27 protein-coding genes are annotated in these 24,198 nt (G+C 62.6%); 13 read left to right on the top strand and 14 right to left on the bottom strand.

What is annotated here, in order from left to right; genetic code table 11:
- Positions 1-10: 10 nt before the first annotated feature.
- Positions 11-712, bottom strand: coding sequence for a response regulator transcription factor (locus FJ951_RS24180; protein ID WP_010912942.1), 702 nt, complete (start codon positions 710-712; stop codon positions 11-13).
- A 342-nt stretch (positions 713-1,054) separates the two neighbouring features.
- On the opposite strand from FJ951_RS24180, the gene FJ951_RS24175 reads away from it, so the two are divergent.
- From FJ951_RS24175 to FJ951_RS24155, 5 genes are all read left to right on the top strand, one after another.
- Positions 1,055-2,665 (top strand): phosphoenolpyruvate carboxykinase, encoded by a 1,611-nt coding sequence (locus FJ951_RS24175; protein WP_140517751.1) that lies wholly within the window; start codon positions 1,055-1,057, stop codon positions 2,663-2,665.
- A gap of 84 nt (positions 2,666-2,749) precedes the next feature.
- The gene (gene arfB, locus FJ951_RS24170) at positions 2,750-3,187 is read left to right on the top strand and encodes an alternative ribosome rescue aminoacyl-tRNA hydrolase ArfB (RefSeq protein WP_140491189.1); all 438 of its coding nucleotides are present in this window, start codon (positions 2,750-2,752) and stop codon (positions 3,185-3,187) included.
- Positions 3,188-3,276: 89 nt separating this feature from the next.
- Positions 3,277-3,750: a peptidoglycan-binding protein LysM gene (gene lysM, locus FJ951_RS24165; protein WP_140491191.1), complete on the top strand. Its 474-nt coding sequence runs from the start codon at positions 3,277-3,279 to the stop codon at positions 3,748-3,750.
- Positions 3,751-3,853: 103 nt separating this feature from the next.
- Positions 3,854-4,480, top strand: a complete 627-nt coding sequence (locus FJ951_RS24160; protein ID WP_140517750.1) for an alpha-ketoglutarate-dependent dioxygenase AlkB — start codon at positions 3,854-3,856, stop codon at positions 4,478-4,480.
- 55 nt (positions 4,481-4,535) lie between these two features.
- Positions 4,536-5,777 carry a glycosyltransferase family 87 protein gene (locus tag FJ951_RS24155; protein ID WP_140517749.1) on the top strand — a complete coding sequence of 414 codons (1,242 nt, stop codon included), beginning with the start codon at positions 4,536-4,538 and terminating at the stop codon, positions 5,775-5,777.
- Between the two features lie 6 nt (positions 5,778-5,783).
- Here the strand turns inward: FJ951_RS24155 and FJ951_RS24150 are convergent, their stop codons facing one another.
- The 10 genes from FJ951_RS24150 to hisB all read right to left on the bottom strand — a co-directional run bounded on the left by FJ951_RS24150 (position 5,784) and on the right by hisB (position 13,286).
- Entirely contained in the window at positions 5,784-7,343 is a 1,560-nt protein-coding gene (locus FJ951_RS24150) for a hypothetical protein (protein WP_140517748.1), read from the bottom strand.
- 195 nt (positions 7,344-7,538) lie between these two features.
- Positions 7,539-8,498: a type I pantothenate kinase gene (gene coaA / locus FJ951_RS24145; protein WP_140491197.1), complete on the bottom strand. Its 960-nt coding sequence runs from the start codon at positions 8,496-8,498 to the stop codon at positions 7,539-7,541.
- Between the two features lie 23 nt (positions 8,499-8,521).
- Entirely contained in the window at positions 8,522-8,845 is a 324-nt protein-coding gene (locus FJ951_RS24140) for a phosphoribosyl-ATP diphosphatase (RefSeq protein WP_140517747.1), read from the bottom strand.
- 33 nt (positions 8,846-8,878) lie between these two features.
- Positions 8,879-9,673: an imidazole glycerol phosphate synthase subunit HisF gene (hisF, locus tag FJ951_RS24135; RefSeq protein WP_181170860.1), complete on the bottom strand. Its 795-nt coding sequence runs from the start codon at positions 9,671-9,673 to the stop codon at positions 8,879-8,881.
- Entirely contained in the window at positions 9,670-10,506 is an 837-nt protein-coding gene (locus tag FJ951_RS24130; RefSeq protein WP_140517745.1) for an arginase family protein, read from the bottom strand. Before FJ951_RS24130 ends, hisF begins: the two co-directional genes overlap by 4 nt.
- A complete protein-coding gene (gene hisA, locus FJ951_RS24125; RefSeq protein ID WP_140517790.1) occupies positions 10,503-11,252 on the bottom strand; it encodes a 1-(5-phosphoribosyl)-5-[(5-phosphoribosylamino)methylideneamino]imidazole-4-carboxamide isomerase in 750 nt (249 codons plus the stop codon). The genes FJ951_RS24130 and hisA overlap by 4 nt, the downstream gene beginning before the upstream one ends.
- A gap of 5 nt (positions 11,253-11,257) precedes the next feature.
- The gene (locus tag FJ951_RS24120) at positions 11,258-11,548 is read right to left on the bottom strand and encodes a DUF1330 domain-containing protein (protein WP_140517744.1); all 291 of its coding nucleotides are present in this window, start codon (positions 11,546-11,548) and stop codon (positions 11,258-11,260) included.
- A 6-nt stretch (positions 11,549-11,554) separates the two neighbouring features.
- Positions 11,555-12,205 carry an imidazole glycerol phosphate synthase subunit HisH gene (gene hisH, locus FJ951_RS24115; RefSeq protein ID WP_140517743.1) on the bottom strand — a complete coding sequence of 217 codons (651 nt, stop codon included), beginning with the start codon at positions 12,203-12,205 and terminating at the stop codon, positions 11,555-11,557.
- Position 12,206: 1 nt separating this feature from the next.
- The gene (locus FJ951_RS24110; protein WP_140517742.1) at positions 12,207-12,683 is read right to left on the bottom strand and encodes a DUF2628 domain-containing protein; all 477 of its coding nucleotides are present in this window, start codon (positions 12,681-12,683) and stop codon (positions 12,207-12,209) included.
- A 3-nt stretch (positions 12,684-12,686) separates the two neighbouring features.
- Positions 12,687-13,286: an imidazoleglycerol-phosphate dehydratase HisB gene (gene hisB / locus FJ951_RS24105; RefSeq protein WP_140491213.1), complete on the bottom strand. Its 600-nt coding sequence runs from the start codon at positions 13,284-13,286 to the stop codon at positions 12,687-12,689.
- A 214-nt stretch (positions 13,287-13,500) separates the two neighbouring features.
- Here hisB and hslV point away from each other — a divergent pair, with 214 nt between their 5' ends.
- The 5 genes from hslV (at position 13,501) to FJ951_RS24080 (ending at position 17,717) form a co-directional block, all read left to right on the top strand.
- A complete protein-coding gene (hslV, locus tag FJ951_RS24100; protein WP_140517741.1) occupies positions 13,501-14,052 on the top strand; it encodes an ATP-dependent protease subunit HslV in 552 nt (183 codons plus the stop codon).
- 75 nt (positions 14,053-14,127) lie between these two features.
- A complete protein-coding gene (locus FJ951_RS24095; protein ID WP_140517740.1) occupies positions 14,128-14,676 on the top strand; it encodes a GNAT family N-acetyltransferase in 549 nt (182 codons plus the stop codon).
- A 3-nt stretch (positions 14,677-14,679) separates the two neighbouring features.
- Positions 14,680-15,279: a DUF2585 domain-containing protein gene (locus tag FJ951_RS24090; protein ID WP_140517739.1), complete on the top strand. Its 600-nt coding sequence runs from the start codon at positions 14,680-14,682 to the stop codon at positions 15,277-15,279.
- A gap of 4 nt (positions 15,280-15,283) precedes the next feature.
- The gene (gene hslU, locus FJ951_RS24085) at positions 15,284-16,594 is read left to right on the top strand and encodes an ATP-dependent protease ATPase subunit HslU (protein ID WP_140517738.1); all 1,311 of its coding nucleotides are present in this window, start codon (positions 15,284-15,286) and stop codon (positions 16,592-16,594) included.
- A 163-nt stretch (positions 16,595-16,757) separates the two neighbouring features.
- Entirely contained in the window at positions 16,758-17,717 is a 960-nt protein-coding gene (locus FJ951_RS24080; RefSeq protein WP_140517737.1) for a DUF1402 family protein, read from the top strand.
- Between the two features lie 69 nt (positions 17,718-17,786).
- Here the strand turns inward: FJ951_RS24080 and FJ951_RS24075 are convergent, their stop codons facing one another.
- The 3 genes from FJ951_RS24075 to FJ951_RS24065 are packed head-to-tail and all read right to left on the bottom strand — an operon-like array spanning position 17,787 to position 20,478.
- Positions 17,787-19,025 (bottom strand): FAD-dependent oxidoreductase, encoded by a 1,239-nt coding sequence (locus FJ951_RS24075; protein ID WP_181172275.1) that lies wholly within the window; start codon positions 19,023-19,025, stop codon positions 17,787-17,789.
- The gene (locus tag FJ951_RS24070) at positions 19,022-19,336 is read right to left on the bottom strand and encodes a MocE family 2Fe-2S type ferredoxin (protein ID WP_140517735.1); all 315 of its coding nucleotides are present in this window, start codon (positions 19,334-19,336) and stop codon (positions 19,022-19,024) included. The genes FJ951_RS24075 and FJ951_RS24070 overlap by 4 nt, the downstream gene beginning before the upstream one ends.
- Before the next feature lie 44 nt (positions 19,337-19,380).
- A complete protein-coding gene (locus FJ951_RS24065; protein ID WP_140491229.1) occupies positions 19,381-20,478 on the bottom strand; it encodes a fatty acid desaturase family protein in 1,098 nt (365 codons plus the stop codon).
- A gap of 166 nt (positions 20,479-20,644) precedes the next feature.
- Here FJ951_RS24065 and FJ951_RS24060 point away from each other — a divergent pair, with 166 nt between their 5' ends.
- The 3 genes from FJ951_RS24060 (at position 20,645) to FJ951_RS24050 (ending at position 24,196) form a co-directional block, all read left to right on the top strand.
- Positions 20,645-21,676 carry a LacI family DNA-binding transcriptional regulator gene (locus FJ951_RS24060; protein WP_140491231.1) on the top strand — a complete coding sequence of 344 codons (1,032 nt, stop codon included), beginning with the start codon at positions 20,645-20,647 and terminating at the stop codon, positions 21,674-21,676.
- Positions 21,677-22,069: 393 nt separating this feature from the next.
- A complete protein-coding gene (locus FJ951_RS24055; protein ID WP_140491233.1) occupies positions 22,070-23,011 on the top strand; it encodes a sugar ABC transporter substrate-binding protein in 942 nt (313 codons plus the stop codon).
- 108 nt (positions 23,012-23,119) lie between these two features.
- The gene (locus FJ951_RS24050; RefSeq protein ID WP_140517734.1) at positions 23,120-24,196 is read left to right on the top strand and encodes an ABC transporter permease; all 1,077 of its coding nucleotides are present in this window, start codon (positions 23,120-23,122) and stop codon (positions 24,194-24,196) included.
- Positions 24,197-24,198: the final 2 nt, after the last annotated feature.

Here is a 24,198-nt window from a genome sequence, read left to right as displayed (position 1 = left end):
ACCCGCCTATTCACGCCTCGCGGAACCGGTATCCGACTCCGTAAAGGGTTTCGATCATCTCGAAGTCGTCGTCGACGGCCTTGAACTTCTTGCGCAGCCGCTTGATGTGGCTGTCGATGGTACGGTCGTCAACATAGACCTGCTCATCATAAGCCGAATCCATCAGCGCATCACGACTTTTTACGACGCCGGGGCGCTGTGCCAGCGAATGCAGGATCAGGAATTCGGTGACGGTGAGCGTCACCGGTTCCCCCTTCCAGGTGCAGGTGTGGCGTTCCTGGTCCATGACGAGCTGGCCGCGCTCGAGCGAGCGCGCCTGCTGGCTGGGCGCTTTTGCCGCGGCCTCACGGGCGCTGGCACGACGCAACACCGCGCGCACCCGCTCGACCAGCAAACGCTGCGAGAAGGGTTTGCGGATGAAGTCGTCGGCGCCCATCTTGAGGCCGAACAGCTCGTCGATCTCGTCGTCCTTGGAGGTCAGGAAGATGACCGGCAGGTCGGATTTCTGGCGCATCCGGCGCAAGAGTTCCATGCCGTCCATGCGCGGCATCTTGATGTCGAGGATGGCGAGATTCGGCGGGCGCGCCGCCAGGCCTTCCAGCGCGGACGCACCATCCGTGTAGGTTTCGACGCGATAGCCTTCCGATTCGAGGGCGATCGACACCGAGGTCAGAATGTTGCGGTCGTCATCGACAAGCGCGATTGTTGCCATTTCAAGCGGCTCCCTCATGAGCTGTCCCTTCTTTGGTAGAGAAGGGGCTTTTGCAGGACAAATTAGGTACAAAATGTGGCATAGGCCTTCGCCGCTGTCACGGGCGGCATGCCGGCGGCCACGATCGCACCTCGATATGGATTGGACGAACCAGCGCCGCCAATCCTTTGGGCAACCACGAAACTTTTTGCACATATAAACGATTTAAACAACTTTCAAAATATTTAAATCGATTAATGATTTGATATCATTCGGCTTTTCTGGTTCTGACCATCTAAGCTCGCGTAGTGGGCGTGCCGGAAGGCGCCGGCAAAGATGCGGCAAATCGGAGAAGGGTCACCTATGTCGGAAGTCGGCAAACGCAATCCTGCCTGCGCGATCGATCGTATCGGTCTCAGAACCTCTGGCCTGGTGCGCTACAATTTCGGGGCGGCCGCCCTCTACGAGGAATCGATCAGGCGCGGCGAAGCGCGGCTGACAGCGCACGGCGCGCTGGTCGCCGAAACAGGCCAGCACACCGGCCGTTCGCCCAAGGACAAGTTCGTCGTCCGAGACGGCGCCACCGAGCATGACATCTGGTGGGACAACAACAAGGCGATCTCGCCGGACCAGTTCGAGACGCTGTTCGAAGAGTTCCGGGCGCACGCCGCGGACAAGGATCTCTACGTGCAGGACCTGGTGGGCGGCGCAGACCATGAGCTGAAGCTGCCCACCAGAGTCATCACCGAGTTTGCCTGGCATTCGCTGTTCATCCGTAACCTGCTGATCCGTCCGGAAGCCGCGGAGCTCGACCATTTCGTGCCCGAGATGACGATCATCGACCTGCCCTCCTTCCGCGCCGACCCCGCCCGCCACGGCACCCGCACCGAAACCGTGATCGCCGTCGACCTCACCCGCAAGATCGTCCTGATCGGGGGCACTTCCTATGCCGGCGAGATGAAGAAATCGGTGTTCACAATGCTGAACTACCTGCTGCCGGCCAAGGGCGTGATGCCGATGCACTGCTCGGCCAATGAGGGCCCTGGCGGCGACGCCGCGATTTTCTTCGGCCTGTCGGGCACCGGCAAGACGACGCTGTCGGCCGATCCGTCGCGCACGCTGATCGGCGACGACGAGCACGGCTGGGGGCCGCACGGCATCTTCAATTTCGAAGGCGGCTGCTATGCCAAGACCATCAAGCTGTCGGCGGAAGCGGAGCCTGAGATTTTCGCCACCACGCAGCGCTTCGGCACGGTGCTGGAGAACGTCGTTCTCGACGCCCATGGCGTGCCGGATTTCGACGACGGCCGGCTCACCGAGAACACGCGCTGCGCCTATCCGCTCGACTTCATACCCAATGCCAGCAAGACGGGGCGCGCCGGCCATCCCCGGAACATCATCATGCTGACCGCCGACGCTTTCGGCGTGATGCCGCCGATCGCACGACTGACCCCGGCGCAGGCGATGTATCATTTCCTGTCCGGCTACACGGCCAAGGTGGCCGGAACGGAGAAGGGCGTGACCGAGCCCGAAGCGACGTTCTCGACCTGTTTCGGCGCGCCGTTCATGCCGCGCCATCCCTCGGAATATGGCAATCTGCTGCGCGAGCTGATCGCGCAGCACGGTGCCGATTGCTGGCTGGTCAACACCGGCTGGACTGGCGGCGCCTACGGCACAGGCAGGCGGATGCCGATCAAAGCGACGCGCGCGCTGCTTGCCGCGGCACTCGACGGCTCTCTGAAGACGACCGGTTTCCGTACCGACGCCAATTTCGGTTTCGAGGTGCCGGTGGCGGTGCCGGGCGTCGACGCCGCCATCCTCGACCCGCGATCGACCTGGGCCGACAAATCCGCTTATGACCGGCAAGCGGCAAGGCTGGTCGGCATGTTCGCCGTCAATTTCGAGAAGTTCGAAAACCATGTCGACGCCTCCGTCGTCGGCGCGGCGCCGCACATGCGGGAAGCGGCGGAATAATCGCCCGCCAGGCTCAGCCATCCTCGCAAGGCCCGGTCCCGATCGGGCCTTTTCTTTTTTCGTGCGCCGCGCCATGACTGCGGCATGACGAGCGACGACACAATCATCATTGCCGACGATGCCGTGATCCATCCGGGTGATCTGCACGAGGATTTCATCCGCTCCTCCGGCCCCGGCGGGCAGAACGTCAACAAGGTGGCGACGGCGGTGCAGCTGCGCTTCGATGCACGCAACGCACCCGGCCTGTCGGAGCGCGTGCGCGAACGCACGATCAGGCTTGCCGGCCAGCGCGCCACCAAGGACGGCGTCATCGTCATCGAAGCCGGACGCTTCCGCACGCAGGAGCAGAACCGGGCGGATGCACGGGCGCGGCTGACGGCGCTGGTCGCCAAGGCGGCCGAGCCGCCACCGCCGCCGCGCAAGAAGACGAGACCGTCGAAAGGCGCGGTCGAACGGCGGCTGAAGAGCAAGGCCGGACGCGGCACCATCAAGAAACTGCGCGGCCGGGTAGAGAACGATTAAGCAACACACCAATCGCGCGCGTGAACCCGCTTTCAATTTCGCTTTGCAGATGCAAGGTTTACTCATTGCCACAGCAAGGAGACCTGGAGATGGGTATGTTCGATTTCGTCAAGAGCGTCGGCAAAAAGCTCGGCATAGGCGGTGACGAGGAAGCGGCACCCAGCGCCGATACGCTCAAGAAAGAACTCGATTCGCACAAGCTCGGTACCGACGGCGTGCAGGTCGTCGTCCAGGGCGACACGGCGGTGCTGAAGGGCGTGGTCAAGGACCAGTCGGTTTTCGAAAAGGCGGTCATCGCCGTCGGCAACACGCTAGGCGTCTCCAAGGTGCAGGCGGACGAGTTGCAGGTCGCGCCGGCCTCCGGTTCGGCGGCGGCCGCGGCCAAGGAACCGACTTTCTACACCGTCCAGAAGGGCGACAATCTCTGGAAGATCGCCGAGAAAAGCTATGGCAAGGGCAAGGGCGCCAAGAACACGGTCATCTTCGAGGCCAACAAGCCGATGCTGACCCATCCCGACAAGATCTATCCGGGGCAGGTCCTGCGCATTCCAGACCTCACCTGATCAAGGGAGACGCGAATTTTTCGGGAACGGCGGCTTTCGGGTCGCCGTTTTCATTTTCAGATGGCATGCTCGAACCGACGAAACGGAGCTAGCGACCGACCTCATGCTCGTTCTGCCCAAGGGCGTCCGCCACATGCCGGCCTATCTGTCCCGCGACGTGCAGGAGGCGCTGGTGGAGGATGTGAGAGGCATCGTCCAGCAGGCGCCGCTATTCGTGCCGGCCATGCCGCGCACCGGCAAGGAAATGAGCGTGCGCATGACCAATTGCGGCCCGCTCGGCTGGGTCACCGACAAGGAACGCGGCTATCGCTACCAGCCGACGCACCCCGTGACAGGGACGCCGTGGCCGCCGATCCCGGATGTGCTGATGCGGTTGTGGCGAGAGGTCTCGGCCTACCCGCATCCGCCGCAGGCATGCCTGGTCAATTTCTACGCGCCGGATGCGAAGATGGGTCTGCATCAGGACCGCGACGAGGAGGATTTCTCAGCACCCGTCGTCTCGGTCTCGCTGGGCGACGACTGCCTGTTCAGGGTCGGCCAGACGACGCGCGAGGGGGCGACCCGGTCGTTCCGGCTGAAGAGCGGCGACGTCGTCGTGCTCGGCGGCGAAGGACGCCTCTGCTTTCACGGCGTCGACCGCATCTATCCCTCGACCTCGGCGCTGCTGAAAAATGGCGGCAGGATCAATCTGACGCTGCGGCGGGTGACGAGGCCGGAGAGCCAAGCATAAGCCGATCTTAACCCCCCGCCGCTATCAAGGCCGGCAAGATCGTGGGTCCGCAGAAATGATCGCAATGGCACCGGCCAATGAGACTGCCCCCAGCCGATCCGATCTGCGGTTCGCCGCGCTTGTGGTGTGTACCGGGATCCTGATCGGGCTGCGCTACCATCTTGCCTTGTGGGTTCTCGACGAACGCGGTCTATCCGTGGTCAGCCATGGGATGCCCTATTGGGATTTCACTAATCTCTGGGCTGGTGGACGCATGACGCTTGATGGTCATATTGCGTTCCTGTTCGATCTGGACACCTACCGCGCAACTCTGCGGCAGATGTTTTCGTCCGACCTTCCCAATCAGGAGTGGAGTTATCCGCCCAGCATCCTAGCATTTGGTGTGCCGCTTTCCCTACTGCCGATATTTCCTGCCTATCTCGTGTGGACCTTTGGCACCGTCCTTTGTCTCTGGCTGGCCGTATGGCCGCTGCAACTGAGCAAGCTTGCCAAAGCAGCTATCATGCTGTGCCCAGCCGTGCTGATCAACGCGGCTTTTGGCCAGAACGGCGCCTTGACCACGGCCCTGTTCATCGGCGGATTGGCGGCGGCACCGAAGCGGCCGATACTGGCCGGGCTGTTCTTTGGCGTGCTGACGGTAAAGCCGCATCTCGGCATACTGGTCCCATTCTGTCTCCTGGCGAGTGGTAACTGGCGTGCAATTCTCGCCGCTGCGCTATCGTCCGCGGCACTCGTTATACTGACTGGCCTGCTGCTGGGTCCCGGCGCCTGGGTGTTGTTCTGGACGCAAACCCGCCCCTTGATGACCGCGATCCTTGAAGCACCTTATCCGCAGCCTTATCAGTCCAATGCGGCGACGATGTTTTTTCTGGCTCGTGCATCCGGGTTCGGACTGACGGCTGCCTATACGCTGCAAACCATTGCCACGGCGGCGGCGATCGCTGCCGCCTTCTGGATCTGGTTGCCTTGGCGGCAGGTCGAGCATCGCGAACGCGTTGTGCTGGCCGCTGTGCTGGCGACGTTGGCGACGCCTTACGGCTACAGCTACGACACGATCGGCCTGGCGGTTGCCGTCGTCTATCTGTTCTCGACGCGCAGCACCATGCCGCGGATTTATCTGACGCTGGTCTGGCTCTACCCGGCCATTGCCCATCTGATAAACAATGCAGGGCTGGGTATCGGCGTGCTGGTACCGCTGTCACTGTCGGCATGGATGCTTACCGACATAATATCCCGGGAGCGCAGAATCGCCGTTGCGGCCACGCCGGGCAGGAATACGCAACCGCCGGAAGCTTGAGCGTGTTTACTTGCAAGCGATGATATCGGCGCGGATTAACACGGTCACCGATCCATTCTGCACCAGGGGGCGATATCCACCCAGCGCCTTGGCGAATATCACGTTATCCCTCAGGGGTGTTGGCGCATGCGGCTCTGCAGTTCCGTCGTCGACAACGATGTCAGGCTGTTTCGCAGCGAGTTCGCTAGCGATCGCCATCATGTATTCCTGTCGTAAAGTCTCGAGATCCAGCCGCTGCGCAGGATCATGCGCCAACTGGATGAGTATCCCGGCATCATTGATCATCCAGGCGGAGGGATTGCGTGCCACGACACGGGCGCCAGTCATCCGGGCTAGTGGGTTGCCGGCCTGCAGCCGCGAGCCGATAGACATGAAAGTTGGATGATCGATCGCCCGAGTGACCGCAGCTGTCGCCACGTCGAGATCACTGCGTGGTTGAGCAAACGCAAGACCCTGTTGAGCTACGGCCAGCTTCACGATCGAAAACAGGCCAAGGGCAAGGCCGACCTTGGCCAGCAAGGGCAAGCTTTGCAACGATTTTAACCGGATATACTGCAGCAGCAATGCCAGTACGCCGAACGTCAGGAACGGCAGCGCCTGATAGGTCCAGCCCTTGCCCATGATAACGAAAGCGGGAACATAGGCCGCTCCTGCCAAAAGCAGTATTTTCGCATCGCGATCGCGCCGACAAGGATGGCCCATCGCCAACGTTGCGGCGGCGATTGCCGCGAACATCGTTACGGGCCACAGCTTCAATACCTCGAAGACAGGCAACCGCATCGGCAGATAAACTTGGCGCAGTAGCGGCAGGACATCGGTGAAGAAGGGCTGCATGAAAACGGCAAGCGCGATCAGATAGGCGACCGTCAAAGTGCCGCCGACAATGTTTTCCGGCGTCAACAGCGGATGCAGCGAGCGTCGTTGCAGCGCAATCGTCAGCGCCGGCACCGCCAGCGCCAGCACACTAAAGGGCGGTTTTATCATGAGGAAGATGCCCGCGCCGACACCGGCGACGATCCACTCGGCGAGGTTGCCGGCGCGAAAATCAGCCGTGCGATCGCGAGCCGAAAGCAGCGCCAGCCACGGCAGCAAGGCAATGACGGCAATCTGCTCGCGCTGGCCGAAATCCGGCGGGAACAGGAACAGGACGAAAAACGCCGCGATCGGAATGAGCCAGACGTATCGTTTCAGCGTTTCGTCGGCCCGCGCGAGAATGCGAGCCGAAAAGCAGACGGAAGCAACCACGAGCGCCACCACTCCTACGCTAACCCAGATTTCTGCTGAAAGGCCGGTCAGACGCTCCATGACGAGAAAGGGCAGATAGAGCCAAACCGAAAAAGGTGGGTTGACCTCGACAATATCGATGTAAAGGCGCTCGCCGTTCAGCACGCGCTCGCCGATCGTCAGAAGCCAGGACACATCGACGTTGGTCGGCATGACCATAAGCGAAACGACGATAGCGTATATGGCGATCAACAGTGTTGCGGTAGCCGACGTGCCGATACTGACCTCGGCTCGGGACCTCAGACCTATCGGTTTATCCGGAGCAATGAATGATGCGTCCATGTCAGCGGCAACCCAAACAGCTGTAGCGGCTGAATGTTTAGCAAGCTCACGGTTAAGGGCGTTCTAACTTGGCGGCTGAACCGCCGTCTGGCCAATAAAGCGTCTCGCTTGAAACGGATTTGGGTGAATGTGCTTTAAGTCTTTGTTTTGTGCATCTCGTTGTCCGAAAACCTACGCACCTTTGAGCGACATGGATCACAGCTTCCTGAGCGCCACTTCCTCGACCAGGTGGTCGGCGCCTTTGCGCAAAATCAAGTCGGCGCGGGCGCGTGTCGGCAGGATGTTTTCGCGCAGGTTCTTCAGGTTGATGTTGGTCCACAGGCCTTCGGCAATCGCCCGTGCCGAATCCTCCGACAGTTGCGAATAGCGATGGAAGAACGATTCCGGATTGCGGAAAGCGGTCTCGCGCAGCCGCATGAAGCGGGAAATGTACCATTCGTGGATCAGCTTCTCGTCGGCATCGATGTAGATGGCGAAGTCGAAGAAGTCGGACAGGAAAGGCACGATCTTGCCGTCCTGCGGCAGCTTGCCCGGCTGCAGCACATTGATGCCCTCGAAGATCAGGATGTCGGGCCGGTCGATGGTGACGAACTCGCCGGGGATGACGTCATAGGTGAGGTGCGAATAGACCGGCGCGCGGATATCTGGCAGCGCCGACTTGATGCCCGAGAGGAAGCGCAGCAGCGCGCCGACGTCGTAGCTGTCGGGAAAGCCCTTGCGCTCCATCAGGTTTTCGCGGCGCAGCACCTCGTTGGGCAACAGGAAACCGTCGGTGGTGATGAGATCGACCTTGGGGCTGGACGGCCAGCGCGCGAGCAGCTCCTTCAGCACGCGCGCCGTGGTCGATTTGCCGACCGCGACCGAACCGGCGATGCCGATGATGAAGGGCGTCTTGACCACGTCCGAGGCGTTGAAGAAAGCCTGGCGCTGCCGGAACAGCAGTTGGCTGGCCTCGACATGCGCCGACAGAAGCCGCGACAGCGACAGATAGATGCGCTTGACCTCTTCGAGATCGATTGGATCGTTCAGCGACCGCAGGCGGCGGAATTCATCCTCGCTCAGCGTCAGCGGCGTGTCGGCGCGGAATTGCGACCATTGCTCGGCCGAGAAGAAACGAAAAGGGGAATATTTCTCGGTCGGTGCGAGCTGATCCATCGAGATTCCTGCCCTCCTCGCGGTCAGCGCTTGGACCGTGACGCCTTCTCGGCGATACCCGAACGCCCGGTGCGGCTTTCGAGCTCCCTAAGCACGTCGTCCAGCGGCACACCCGAAATGCCGAGAACGACGAGCCAATGATATATAAGATCCGCGCTTTCCGAAACGAGATCCTGCCTGTCGCCTTTGACGGCGGCAATTACCGTCTCGACCGCCTCTTCGCCGAGCTTCTGCGCCGCCTTGTCGATGCCGAGCGCGTAAAGCTTGGCGGTCCACGAGTCCGGATCGCCGGAATGGGCGCGTTCGCTGATGATTGTCTCCAGATCGGAGAGTGAAAACCCGGTCATGGCGCCTTGGCCCTATTTCTTAGCCGCAAGCCTCTAGGGCCGATCGCCCGAGGAGTCCAGCCGCATCGGCAGGCCGGCTTGCGCCATATGGGCCTTGGCCTCGGCGATCGTATAGGTACCGAAATGGAAGATGGAGGCCGCCAGCACGGCACCTGCATGGCCGTCGCGAATGCCTTCGACCATATGGTCGAGCGTGCCGACGCCGCCCGAAGCGATCACCGGGGCGCGCACCGCGTCCGATACCGCGCGGGTCAGCGCGATGTCATAACCGGCCTTGGTGCCGTCGCGGTCCATAGAGGTCAACAGGATCTCGCCGGCACCGCGATCGACCATTTTCCGGGCGAATTCGATCGCATCCATGCCGGTTTTTTCCCGTCCGCCGTGGGTGAATATCTCCCAGCGGTCGGCCTCGCTGGCGCCCGACACTTTCTTGGCGTCGATGGCGACGACGATGCACTGGTTGCCGAACTTGTCGGCGGCCTCGGCGACGAAATCCGGGTTCTTGACCGCCGCCGTGTTGATCGACACCTTGTCGGCGCCGGCCAGGAGCAATTTCCTGATATCGGCGACCTGGCGTACGCCGCCGCCGACGGTGAGCGGCATGAAACATTGCTCGGCCGTGCGGGCGACGACATCGAAGATGGTCTCGCGATTGTCCGATGACGCGGTGATGTCGAGGAAGCAAAGCTCGTCGGCGCCGGCCGCGTCATAGGCCTTGGCGGCCTCGACAGGATCGCCGGCATCGACGAGATCGACGAAGTTGACCCCCTTGACGACGCGGCCGCCCTTGACGTCGAGACAGGGGATGACGCGGGCTTTCAGCATCAGCGGCCTTCTATCGTGGCTATGAGATCGTTGAGCAGCTGCCCGACCAGCGGCGGCACATCGGCCTGCGCATCGAAAGCCGGATCGTAGGCGGAAACGGTGATGCCGACGATCGGCACCGCAAGCGCCATAGCGCAGGTCGCGTCGCGCAATTGTTCCGGGTTCGGCCCGCCCGGCGCTACATAGCGGTTGGCCTGCAGCGCCTCAGGGTCGTGCACGTCGAGATCGAGATGCAAGTGCACGCGTTTAGCGCCGGCGACCTTGAGTTTTTCGGTTGCCGCTGCCGCTCCCGGACATTCCGTGCGGATCACCGGCAATGCCTCCAGAAGCTGTTTCTCGTCCGGGTCGAGATCGCGAGCGTTGACGAGCACGCAGCGCGACGGATCGATCGGCTGGAAGCCGGGAATAGCCGCCGCCATCGGGCGCCAGCACAGGCCAAGCACGGTGGCCAGCGCCATGCCGTCGAGAAAGCCATATGTGGATGTCTCGGGCGTGTTGAGGTCGCCATGCTGGTCGGCCCAGATGATCGCGTCCGCGCCCTCGCCGGCGACGGCGCCGGCTGATGTCAGGCAGTTTCCGGCGAGCACGATGGGAAAGCGTCCCCTGTCGCGGGCGATGCGGACCTCGCCCGAAACGGCATTGCAGACAGCGAAACCGGTGGCGATCTCACGCTCCTGGGCATCGCCGACCTTGCCGATGTCCTCGACCGCGACATCGTGGCCGGCCATGGTCAGGGCTTCGACCAGTCCGCCCGCAATCAACGCGTCCGGCCCCTGGCCCATGCCGCCATGATAATGGCCGCTGTCATAGGAGGCCAGGATGATCGAGACTTTCAAGATCGCATCTCCACCGGGGGCGCGCCTTTCAGGATCGCCAATGCTTCGGCCGGATCGATGCGGCCGTCGTAAAGGGCGCGGCCGGAGATCGCGCCTTCGAGCTTTTGCGCGTCGGGCATGGTCATGCGCACGATGTCGGCGATCGAGGCGAGGCCGCCCGACGCGATGACCGGGATCGACACGGCATCGGCGAGGCTGATCGTGGCATCCCAGTTGATGCCGGTCAGCACGCCATCGCGGTCGATGTCGGTGTAGATGATGGCGGCGACGCCCGCGCCCTCGAATTTCCTCGCCAGTTCGACGACGCCGAGGCTCGACGCCTCGGCCCAGCCCTCGACCGCCACCTTGCCGCCCTTGGCGTCGATGCCGACGGCGACCTTGCCCGGAAAGGCCTTGCAAGCCTGCCTGACAAGGTCGGGATCGCGCACGGCCACAGTGCCCAGGATGACGCGGGCCAGCCCGCGGTCGAGCCAATCCTCGATCTGCTCGAGCGTGCGGATGCCGCCGCCGAGCTGCACCGGGTTCTTGGTCGCCTTGAGGATGGCGCCGACCGCGGCGCTGTTGACGCTCTGACCCTGGAAGGCGCCGTTGAGGTCGACGACATGCAGCCATTCGAAGCCCTGTTCTTCAAATGCCTTTGCCTGGGCGGCCGGGTCGTCGTTGTAGATGGTCGCGGTCGCCATGTCGCCGTGCTTGAGGCGCACGCACTGGCCATCCTTGAGGTCGATTGCCGGAAACAGGATCATTTTTCTCAAGCGCCTTCGACAATGACAAAATGGCCGGTCGAGGCTGCAAGCCGAAACTTCGAGGCCTGCTGATATTCCGGCGAATGATAGCATTCGATGGCCTTGGCGTAGGATTCGAACTCGACCAGGACGTGGCGGTTGCCGGTTGGCCCTTCCGGGCTCTCGTGGCGTCCCGCCCGCACGACGAATTTCGCGCCATAGTTGGCGAAGGCAACGGCATTCGCCTCGATATACCGCTTGTACAGATCGGGATCGCGAACATCGATCATCGCCATCCAATAGCCCTTCTTGCTCATGGCTCCTCAAGGCCTCCAGCGCAGGAAATTGGTGATCAGGGCGAGGCCCAGCGCCTGGCTCTTCTCTGGGTGGAACTGCGTGCCGACGAGGTTGTCGCGGGCGACGGTCGCCGTTACCGGGCCGCCATAGTCGGCGACCGCCAGCACCTCGTCGGGCTTGCGCGCATCGAGATGATAGGAATGGACGAAATAGGCGTGCAGGCCGGTTGGCCCGGTTGGAACGCCGGAGAACAGCGGATGCTTGCGCATCAGCTCGATCGTGTTCCAGCCGATCTGCGGGATCTTGAGTGCCGGATCGGCCGGCGTGATCTCCTTCACGTCACCTGATATCCAGCCAAAGCCATCGGTGATCGTCTTTTCGAGGCCGCGCTGCGACATCAGCTGCATGCCGACGCAGATGCCGAGGAAAGGACGCCCCTTGGCGATGGCGACTTCCTCGACAGCTTCCCACATGCCGGGGACGGCACGCAGGCCGGCCGCGCAATCGGCATAGGCGCCGACGCCAGGCAGCACGATGCGGTCGGCCGTGCGCACCCGCTCGGCGTCGGCGGTCAGGTCGATGCCGGCGGCGATGCCCGCCTCGCGCGCCGCGCGCTCGAAGGCCTTGGTGGCCGAGCGCAAATTGCCCGAGCCGTAATCGATGATCGCAACGCGCATGTCAGCGCCTTCCCGGAATGTGGGTCAGCCCAAGCGCCATGCCCGGCTGCGCCGGGCGCGCCAGGGCGGCGTCCGGCACCATGCGCGGCGCAGGCTCGGCTCCATCCGCATGCCGCTCGGCCTCCAGGGCAAAGCGCGCATCGGCATCGTCGAGCCAACCGGCTTCGACCACCCCCCATTCGCGCCAGCCGCGGCGGCGGAGCGCCGCGATGCGCAGCGCCTGCCCTTCCAAGCCGACATAGAGCGAGACAAGCAGGGACAGCAGCGAACCGGCCAACCCGAGACCGAGCCTTTCGCCAAGCATCGAAAGCACCGCCATGACAATGAAGGTGAGTGCCGCTTCGATCCACAGCCGATGCCAGGCGAACCACAGCGGCGGCACCAGCAGGCCGAGCCAGGTAAAGCCGTCGCGGACAAGCGCCGTCGCATCGGCCTTTTCGCCAGGGCCCGGCGGTTCCATCACGACATAGCTGGCCATGACCTATCCCTTCAACGATCCCTTGGTGGAGGGAACCGCGTCCGGCTGGCGCGGATCGCGCTCCAGTGCTGTCCGCAGCGCACGCGCCACCGCCTTGAAGCAGGTTTCGGCGATGTGGTGGTTGTTGGCGCCATAGTGATTGGTGACATGCAGCGTGATGCCGGCGTTCTGTGCCAGCGCCTGGAAGAATTCGCGCACCAGTTCGGTGTCGAAGGTGCCGATCTTGGGCGAGGAAAACGAAACGTTCCACACCAGGAAGGGACGGCCAGAGACATCGATCGCCGCGCGCGTCAGCGTCTCGTCCATGGCAAGATCGATCGAGGCATAGCGCATGATGCCGCGCCGCTCGCCCAGCGCCTTGGCCAGCGCCTGGCCGAGCGCGATGCCGGTGTCCTCGACCGTGTGGTGGTCGTCTATGTGCAGGTCGCCCTTGGCCCGAACGGTCATGTCGATCAGCGAATGGCGCGAAAGCTGGTCGAGCATATGATCGAAGAAGCCGACGCCGGTCACGATGTCCGATTTGCCGGAGCCGTCGACATGGACCGACACGGCAATGTCGGTTTCCCTGGTCTTGCGGCTGATTTCGGCGGAACGGGGCGACATGGCCTTGTCCTTGTCCGTGAGTTTAAGCGCTTCAGGCGTTTCGCCTGCTTGAAAACGAAAGCCTTCTAGCAGCATGATCCGGCGATTGCCAGTTGCCATCCGGGTCGGTATCGAGCGTTTGCAATCACCGCCCCCATGCATACATATGGGCCGATCAAAGTCACTCGTACCGCGCCGATCGCCTTTTTAGGGATGGCGCGAATCGGAGCAGCAAATGTCCAATGAACTGACCATGCACGCCACGACCATCGTGACGGTACGCAAGGGCAACAAGGTGGTGATCGCCGGCGACGGCCAGGTCAGCCTTGGCCAGACCATCATGAAGGGCAACGCCAGAAAGGTGCGCCGCATCGGCAAGGGCGGAAACGTGATCGCCGGTTTCGCCGGTGCCACGGCGGACGCCTTCACGCTTCTGGAGCGGCTCGAAGCCAAGCTCGAACAATATCCCGACCAGTTGACGCGCGCCTGTGTCGAACTCGCCAAGGACTGGCGCACCGACCGCTATCTGCGCCGGCTGGAAGCGATGATGCTGGTGGCCGACAAGTCGGTCTCGCTGGCGCTGACCGGCACCGGCGACGTGCTCGAGCCCGAGCATGGCGTCATGGCCATCGGTTCAGGCGGCAACTATGCGCTGGCTGCGGCCCGCGCCCTGATGGACACAGACAAGGACGCCGAGGAGATCGCGCGCAAGGCGATGCAGATCGCCTCCGACATCTGCGTCTACACCAACAACAATTTCGTCGTCGAAACGCTCGATGCTGCCTGAACCAGGCCTGCGTCCGTGATCCCGATCCGAAAGACCGCGCAAGCGAAAAATGGAGGCCGGCTTTCGGAGAAGATCATGGAAAGACACGAAGATAGCTATGATTTTCGGCCTGTGACCGCGAAAGACCTGCCGATGATCGCCGGCTGGCTCGCCGAACCGCATGTCGCTCAGTGGTGGAACGATCCAGAGACGGAAATCGCCGAGATTCGCGATCATATCGATTCGATTTCCGTCGAGCCGCTGATCGTGGAACTCGACGGCACGCCGATCGCTTACCTGCAAAGCTACGATCCACACCTGGAAGAAGACCACCCTTATGCCGACCAGCCGTTCGGGACGCTCGGCATCGACCTGTCGATCGGCCGGCCGGAACTGGTCGGCATCGGCCATGGCTCGGCGATGGTGCGCCAGTTCGTCGAGCAGTTGTTCGAGGAAGGCGTGCCGCGCGTCATCATCGATCCCGACCCATCCAATGGCCGCGCCATCCGCGCCTATGAAAAGGCGGGATTCCGCGCAATTGATCGCCGGCAATCCAGATATGGTGATGTCGTGCTGATGGCAATCGATGCGCACGAGGCGCAAGCGGGCGACACGGAAGCGGACAACGGGGAAGCGGGGAATTAACGGATGAACGCAGTTGGCGAGGACAGCACGCTCTCGGCCTATGAAGACAGCTGGCGGATGGGGCTTCTGCTCGTGCTCGCCCTAGTCATTTTCCAGGCCGGAGCCCTCTATGGCATGGGGCATCCGCCGATCTGCACCTGCGGTTATGTCAAACTATGGCACGGCGTGGTGAACAGTTCCGAGAATTCCCAGCATATATCGGACTGGTACACGTTCTCGCACATCATCCACGGCTTCCTGTTCTATGCGCTGGCCAGGTTCCTGTTTCCGCGTTCGCCGGTCGGCTTGCGGCTGGCTTTCGCCGTCTTCATAGAAGGCGGCTGGGAGCTGATCGAGAACAGCCCGTTCATCATAGAGCGCTACCGCGCCGGCACCATCTCGCTCGACTATTACGGCGACAGCATCATCAATTCGGTGTCGGACACGCTGGCCATGGTGCTGGGATTTGTGATGGCGCGAAGGCTACCTATATGGGTGATCGTCAGCCTCGCCATCCTTTTCGAACTGGGTACGGGCTACCTTATCCGGGACAATCTGACACTCAACGTGATCATGCTGCTGCATCCGTTCGAGGCCATCAAGCAGTGGCAAAGTGGAATTTAGTGATATGAGCACATTTTCTCCCCGCGAAATCGTTTCGGAACTCGACCGCTTCATCATTGGCCAGAAAGACGCCAAGCGTGCCGTGGCCATCGCCTTGCGCAACCGCTGGCGCCGCCAGCAGCTGGAAGGCCAGATGCGCGAAGAGGTGATGCCGAAGAACATTCTCATGATCGGGCCGACCGGCGTCGGCAAGACCGAAATCTCGCGCCGCCTGGCGCGGCTGGCCGGTGCGCCCTTCGTCAAGGTCGAGGCAACCAAATTCACCGAGGTCGGCTATGTCGGCCGCGATGTCGAGCAGATCGTGCGCGACCTCGTCGAGGTCGCCATCGGCCTGGTGCGCGAGAAGATGCGTGAGGACGTCAAGGCGCGCGCCCATGTCAACGCCGAGGAACGCGTGCTGGAGGCGCTGGTCGGCAAGACTGCCAGCCCTGCGACGCGCGATTCTTTCCGCAAGAAGCTGCGCGAGGGCGAACTCGACGACAAGGAGATCGAGATCGAAGTGGCCGACACCGGCAATGGCGGCATGCCCGGCTTCGAGATTCCCGGCATGCCGGGCGCCAATATCGGCGTGCTCAATATCAACGACATGCTGTCCAAGGCAATGGGCGGCAAGAAGACCAAATTGCGCAAGACGACGGTGAAGGAATCCTACGACCTGCTGGTCAACGACGAGTCCGACAAGCTGCTCGACCAGGACGAGGTGGTTCGCCGGGCGCTGGACGCCGCGGAAAATGACGGCATCGTCTTCCTCGACGAGATCGACAAGATTGCGGCCCGGTCGGACATCTCCGGCGGCCCTTCGCGCGAAGGCGTGCAGCGCGACTTGCTGCCGCTGGTCGAAGGCACCACGGTGGCGACCAAATATGGGCCGTTGAAGACCGATCACATCCTGTTCATCGCATCGGGTGCGTTCCACGTCTCGAAGCCGTCCGACCTTTTGCCAGAGCTGCAGGGCCGCCTGCCGATCCGGGTCGAATTGCGCGCCCTGGAAAAGGAGGACTTCGTTCGTATCCTGACCGAGACGGAAGCGAGCCTCATCAAGCAGTATATCGCGCTGATGAAGACCGAAGGCGTCGACCTGACCTTCACCGACGACGCCATCGATTCGCTGGCCGGCATCGCCGTCGACCTCAACGCCAGCGTCGAGAACATCGGCGCGAGGCGTTTGCAGACGGTGATGGAGCGCGTGCTGGACGAGATCTCCTACGACGCGCCGGACCGCAACGGCACTGCGGTGACCATCGACGCCGCCTATGTGGAGAAACATGTCGGCGACTTGTCGAGGAACACCGATCTGTCGCGCTTCATTCTTTGAGCAGGCGCGCGCCGGATCGTTCCGGCGCCTGTCGGGCGAATGGATCATGTGTGGCCGGATGGTATCATTCGGCCACCTTTCGTTCTGCCGAGCGCAGGGCCGCTCTCGACTCGACCAGGAGCTTTACCTAGTTTGCGCGGCAATTCTCTAGGCGGCGGGGCGCATGAAAAAACTCATCCCAGTCATTCTCGGCTTGACGCTGGCGGCAACGCTGTTCGGCGCCGACGCGGCAACCCTGGTGCCGCCGGGAAACCGCAATGCCGAGCAGCCCAGCATTCCGGGAGCCTCGAGCCGGCGCACGCAGGCCACCAACACCACTTTCCAGGCGAAGTACCGCAAGGTCTACGCGCTGCTGCAGAACGACGCCGACCTGCGCGGCAAGATCAAGAAGGCGGCAAGCGTCTACGGCATCGATCCAATGCACATTGTCGGCGCCATCGTCGGCGAGCACACCTACAATGTCGACGCCTACGACCGGCTGCAGACCTACTACGTCAAGGCGATCTCCTATCTCTCCAGCAAGCTGTCCTTCGCCTATGACGGCGAGGACATTACGGATTTCGTGCAGCGGCCGGAATTCAGGAAATGCGCCGGAATGTCCGACAGTTACGATTTGTGGGAATGCCGCGAGCAGGTGTGGAACCGTTCGTTCCGCGGAAAGACGGTGGGCGGCGAGGATTTCCCCAACGACCGTTTCGGCGCCACTTTCTTCCAGCCCTACTATGCCGGCCAGACCTTTGGTCTCGGCCAGCTCAATCCGCTGACCGCGCTCCAGATGAGCGATCTCGTGCACAAGGTTTCCGGCCTGCCCAAGCTCGACGTCGGCGATCCCAATGCGGTCTACAAGACCATCATGGATCCCGACCTGACGCTGCCCTACGTCGCCGCGACGATCCGGAAATCGATCGACGCCTACAAGAGCATCGCCGGCTTCGACATTTCGAGCAATCCGGGCCTGACCGCCACGCTCTACAATGTCGGCAATCCCGAGCAGCGCGCCTATGCGCTGAAGGCGGAGAACGAGAAGCGCAGCGCCGCCGGCGAGCCGGTGAAGCTGCCGGAGGAGAATTATTACGGCTGGCTGGTCAATGACAAACTACCGGAGCTGAAGGCGCTGTTTTAGGGAGCTCAGGCGCGCTGACGTTAATTTGCCAACGCCTGCGCCGCAGACCCTGACAATTGGCGTTGCATCCTACGCCGCCAGCAGCGACTTCAATTTCACCGCCTGCGAACCGAGCGCTTCCGGCGCCGGCCTCGCCCGTTTGCCGATCAGCATCTCCGCCAGCCTGATATCGCGGGCGACCGCATTGCCCGGCCCGATGCCGCTGGCGGCCACCAGCCTGCCGTCCTCGGCAAGGTGAAAGAGGATGAAGGCGTCCTCGCCGAGATCGCGGCGCACCGTGCTGCGGCCTTCGTCGGAAAGCCCCGCGATCTGCAGGGACAGGCCATATTGATCCGACCAGAACCACGGCACCGCCGCATGTGCCTCGGCGGCGCCGAGCATGTTTTTTGCCGCCAGCGCGCCTTGTTCCTGGGCGTTGCGCCAGGCCTCCAGCCGCACGCGACGGCCGCCATAGACGGCAAGCGGGAACGAACAGCAGTCGCCGGCAGCGAAGATGTCGGGGTCGGTGCTGCACAGTTCGGCATCGACTGATATGCCGTTGTCGATGGCCAGTCCCGCTTCGGCGGCAAGAGCCGTCACCGGCACGGCGCCGATGCCGATGATGGCGAGATCGGCGAGGATTTCGCGGCCGCCGGCAAGCACGATGCGCACCTGCCTGCCGTCGTCGGCGATCGAGGCAATGCCTTCGCCGCACGCTATGTCGACGCCTTCGGCGACGTGGGTGTCATGGACGACCTTGGCGATCTCGGCCGGTACGCCGCGCATCAGGATGCGCGGCTGCGCCTCGATGACGGCGACCGCAGCACCGAGCTTGCGGGCCGCCGCGGCGAGCTCGAGGCCGATGAAGCCGCCGCCGATGACGGCAATGCGGTTACCCGCCTTGAGATGGGCGCGGATAGCCAGCGCATCGGCGAAGGTCCTGAGGTAGACGCAGCGCCCGCCAAGGCCGGGCATCGGCAGTTTGCGCGGCGTCGAGCCGGTCGCCAGCAGCAGCTTGTCGTAGGGCAGGACCGAACCGTCCGACAGGCGCACAGTATGCGCGGCGCGATCGATCGCTGCAGCCTGAATGGAATGGATATGCCGGATGGACTTTTCGGCGAGGATCTCGTCGCTGGCGATCGCCTTGATCTCGGGCACGCCGCCGGCCATGGCGTCCTTGGACAGAGGCGGCCGTTCATAGGGCAGATGCGGCTCGTCGCCGACCAGCGTCACCGGTCCCTCATAGCCGAGGTCACGCAATGCAAGCGCTGCCCGGCCGCCGCATTCCCCGGCGCCGATGATGACCATTCCGCGCGTCATACCGGTCATCCGATCTGGACGAGGACGCTGCCGGTGTCGACCTTGACCGGATAGGTCCTGAGATTGACGCAGGCCGGCGCGCCCTTGGCTTGGCCTGTCTTGTAGTTGAAGCGGCCATTGTGCTTGGGACATTCGATGATGTCGTCCATGACAAGCCCGTCGGCGAGATGCACCTTTTCGTGCGTACAAAGGCCGTCGGTGGCGAAATACTCATCATCGGGGCTGCGATAGATGGCGTAGCTGCGGCCGCCGTGATCGAACCGCATCACATCTTCTTCGTCGATGTCTCCCACGGCACAGGCCTCGACCCAGTCGCTCATACATTTCTCCCGCGAAATTTCCCGATCGCGCCTCACGGCGGATATCACTCCGCCGCGGCGTTGAAGGCAGCATTGTCGTTGTGCAGATCCTCGCGATACGGCCTGGCCGTTGGCGGCAGCTCGCGCTTGAGGAAATAATCCTCGTTGCGCAACTGGCGCCAGAAGACAGGCAGCATCTCGCGATAGCCGGCCAGGATCGAGGGCGTCGGCGCCGGCAAATCATGCTTGATCAGTTCATGCAGCTTCGGCAGCGCATGGTAGGGCACCATCGGGAACATATGATGCTCGACGTGGTAGTTCATGTTCCAGTAGATGAAACGGCTGATCGGGTTCATGTAGACGGTGCGGCTGTTCAGCCGATGGTCGGTGACGTTGTCGGCAAGACCGCCATGCTGCAGCAGGCCGACCATGACGTGGTGCCAGGCGCCATAGAGCCTGGGCAGGCCGACCAGCATCAAGGGCAGGAACGAGCCGGTATAGAGCGCCAGCGCGATGGTTGCGGCATAGATCGCGGTCCAGATGCGGGCGATGCGGATCGCTTTCGGCTGTTCCTGCTCGGGAATAAAGGTCTTTTCGGCCGCGCTGATGTTGCCGGCGGCGTTGCGCAGCATGTCTGACATCGCATGCCAGGCGTCGAGCACGCCGACAAAGCCGAGGATGGCGCGCACCAGGTCCGGCGGCCGCATAACCGAGATTTCCGGGTCGCGGCCGACGATGATGGTGTCGGTGTGATGGCGCGTGTGGCTCCAGCGCCAGGTCACCGGGTTGCGCATGATCATGAAGCAGGCGACCTGATAGACCCAATCATTCATCCACTGCGTGCGGAAGGCCGTACCATGGCCGCATTCGTGCCAGCGGGAATCCGTGGACGAGCCGTAGAGCACGCCATAGGCGAAGAAGAACGGCACGCACCACCAGGTGCCCCAGAACCAGGCACCGCCGGCGCCGCTGACGATGAGCGCGGCGATCCAGATCGCCGTGTCGCGGAGCGCGGGCGCGTCGGAGCGCTGCATCAGCTCCTTCATCTGCTTGCGGGGAATGTCGGTGTGATACCATTCGGCCGCCGACAGGCCGGTCTCGACGGCCAGCCTGGCGTCGCGGCCGATCAGGCTGTAGTCACGCCGGGACGGCGCAGCATGCATGGTTGCCTCCCTCGGCAAGGGCATCCGCCACGCGAATGCCCGACATTTCCTGACTTCGAGGCTGAAAATAACGCCAGCTCATGATAGACTCAACATCATAAAGATAGTTTCTATCATTTCCTATCATCAAGATGTAGGAAAGATGCACGGTCAAATGAGGACAGACATGGCGAAACGGCCGACCATATCAGATCTGGCGCGCATCTCCGGCGTCAGCGTCGCCACGGTGGACCGGGTGCTCAACAGCCGCCTGCCTGTGCGCGAGGAAACGGCGCGCCGCGTCTATGACGCCGCGACCGAGATCGGCTATCACGCCGCAGGCCTGATCAAGCAGCGTATGCGCCAGGAATTGCCCGAGTATCGGCTGGGTTTCCTGCTGCTTCGGGGCAATGACGTTTTCTATGGCGATTTCGCGCGGGAACTCGAACTCGCGGTCGCACAATCGCAGCGCTTCCGTGGCGTCGCAACCATCGATTTCGCCAGTTCCCTGGCCCCGGATGAGATCGCTGCCCAGATGCGCAGGCTGGCGGCGAAATCGCGGGCGATCGCCGTGGTCGGCCCTGACCATCCGACGCTGACGGCGGTCGTGGAGGCGCTAAAAGCCAGGGGACAGCCGGTCTTCTCCCTGCTGTCCGACTTCGCCGCCGGCATCCGCGAAGGCTATGTCGGGCTCGACAACCGCAAGGTCGGCCGCACCGCCGCCTGGATGATCTCGAAGGCTGCGAGGAAGCCCGGCAAGGTCGCCCTTTTTGTCGGCAGCCATCGCTTCCACGGCCATGAGCTGCGTGAGATCGGTTTCCGCTCCTTCTTTCGCGAGCATGCGCCGGACTTCAACGTGCTGGAGACGCTGGTCAATCTGGAGGCCAACCAGGTGACCCATGATGCGATGATCGATCTTCTGGCGCGATATCCGGATCTTGTCGGCTGCTACGTCGCCGGCGGCGGCATGGAAGGCGCCGTCTCGGCGCTGCGGACAGCGAAGCCCGCAAGCATGCCGGTGGTCGTCTGCAACGAGATCAACGCCGAATCGCGCGCCGCGCTTGCCGACAACATCCTGACGATGGTGATCTCGACGCCGCTTGCCGCGCTCTGTCGCGAGCTCGTCGATCGGATGGCGCATGCCATCGAAACCGGTGCGGCCAATGCGCCGGGCCAGACATTCCTCCCCTTCGACATCTATTTGCCGGAAAACATCTGAAGCCATTTCAGGAATGCGCGCAGCGGTTTTCCGTCCAGGTCGCGTCAGGACGGAAGGTAGAGCGTTTCCATGAAACGATAAAACCCTCGGGCAGCCCGGTCTGCCGCAAACCGGCCGCCTGAAATGATAGAATCCATCAGAGGCAGCCGAAAATCGCACGCCCGAATTCGGAATTTCCCTTGACGCCCCGATCCGAAATGGAATAAATATTTCACTGACTGTACATTTTGGTTCTTTCGTTCCGACAACATCTGGTTCGAGCAGGCAGTTCGGCGTTCCAGCCAGTGGTGAACCCCGTTGGAACGAAATGATATCAGGGAGAGATTCCCCGAGGAGATCGGGGATTCCGGATAGATCGGTGCGACCGGACACCCAAAGTGGAGGAGAGATACAATGAAGAAAATGATTTTGGGCGTCGCTTTCGCGGCGCTGATGAGTTCGTCCGCCATGGCCGCCAAGATCGGCGTGTCGATGGCCAAGTTCGACGACAATTTCCTGACCGTGCTGCGCAACGGCATGATCGAGCAGGCCAAGGGCATGAGCGGCGTGGAGCTGCAGGTCGAGGACGCGCAGAACGACGTCGCCAAACAGCTCGACCAGATCAAGAACTTCGCCGCATCAGGGGTCGACGCCATCATCGTCAATCCGGTCGACACCTCGGCCACGCAGGCGATGTCGGATGCCGCGGCCGCCGCAAAGATCCCGCTGGTGTATGTCAACCGTGAACCGGTGAATGTCGACACGCTGCCTGACAACCAGGCCTTCGTCGCTTCGAACGAGGCCGACTCCGGCACGCTCGAAACCAAGGAGGTCTGCCGCCTGTTCAAGGAAGCCGGCAAGAAGGAAGCCAATGTCTATGTGATCATGGGCGAGCTTTCCAACCAGGCAGCCGTGCAGCGCACCAAGGACATCGAGGAGGTGATCGCAACGCCGGATTGCAGCTTCATCAAGATCATCGACAAGCAGACGTCGAACTGGAACCGCGATGAGGCCCAGAACCTGATGACCAACTGGCTGTCGACCGGCAAGCCGTTCGACGGCGTCATCGCCAACAATGACGAAAGCGCCATCGGCGCCATCCAGGCAATGAAGGCCGCCAATGTCGACATGAAGACGGTTGTCGTTGGCGGTGTCGACGCCACGCAGGACGCGCTCGCCGCCATGCAGGCAGGCGACCTCGACGCCACCGTGTTCCAGGACGCGGCTGGCCAGGGCGCCGGCGCGCTCGACGCGGCACTGAAACTGTCCAAGGGCGAGAAGGTCGAACACAAGGTCTACGTGCCCTTCCAACTGGTGACGCCGGCCAACATCGACAAGTTCCTGAAGAAGAACTGAGCGGCGGAACGGTTCACCTCGGGGCGGCGCTCAAAGGACCGGGCGCCGCTCCTCCTCTCGGCGCTTTCATGGCGCCAGGAGCGACCGCGGCTGACGGAGGATAGACGAGTGGCACAGACATCTCATGGCGTCGGCGGGGTCAGCTATGATGCGAAGAAGCGCATATGGCCGGCGGAATTCAACGTCTTCCTGGCGCTCGTTATTCTTGTCGTCATCTTCGAATTGATCGGCCGCGTCTTTCTCGGCGACAGCTTCCTGTTCAACACCCGCAGCAATGTCGGCGGCCTCTTCAACGAGGCGCGGCTACAGATCATCATCCTGCAAGTATCGATCGTCGGCATCATCGCCATCGGCGTGACGCAGGTTATCATATCGGGCGGCATCGACCTGTCGTCGGGCTCGATCGTCGGCGCCACCGCCATGATCGCCATGAGCTTCGCCCAGGTGGCGACGGTCAACGGCAACCCCAATCCCAAGGCGATGTTCCTGGCTCAGGGCTGGACCGACCTGCCGGTGATCGTGCCGGTGCTGGTCGCCATCGGCTGCGGGCTGCTGGCAGGCCTGGTCAACGGCGCCCTGATCGCCTACACGCGCATTCCGCCCTTCATCGCCACGCTAGGCATGATGGTGACCGCGCGCGGCATCGCCAAATGGTGGTCCAAGGGGCAGCCCATCTCGTTCCCGACCGAGAGCTTCGCCGCCATCGGCAAGGGCCTGATGCCCGTCATCATCTTCCTGTCGCTGGCCGTGCTGTTCCAGCTGATCATGACCTACACACGATACGGCAAGCATTGCTACGCGATCGGCTCCAACGAGGACGCCGCACGCATGTCCGGCATCAAGATCGCCAACCACAAGATCCTGGTCTACGTCATCGCCGGCATACTCGCGGCGCTCGCCGCGGTGGTGCTGTCTTCCAAGAACCTCACCGCCCAGGCCGGCATGGGCGTGATGTACGAACTCGATGCCATCGCCATGGCGGTCATCGGCGGCGTATCGCTGTCGGGCGGCCGCGGCTCGATCATCGGCACGGTGATCGGCGCGCTGATCTTCGGCGTCATCATCTCCGGCTTCACCTTCCTGCGCCTCGACGCCTACTACCAGGAGATGGTCAAGGGCGTGATCATCGTCGGCGCCGTCGTTCTCGACCAGTGGCGCCAACGCCTGCGGGCATTGAGGGCTTGACC

The organism is Mesorhizobium sp. B2-2-3 (genome assembly GCF_006442405.1).
Taxonomy (GTDB): Bacteria; Pseudomonadota; Alphaproteobacteria; order Rhizobiales; family Rhizobiaceae; genus Mesorhizobium.
This window is presented reverse-complemented; position numbering and strand designations above follow the sequence as displayed.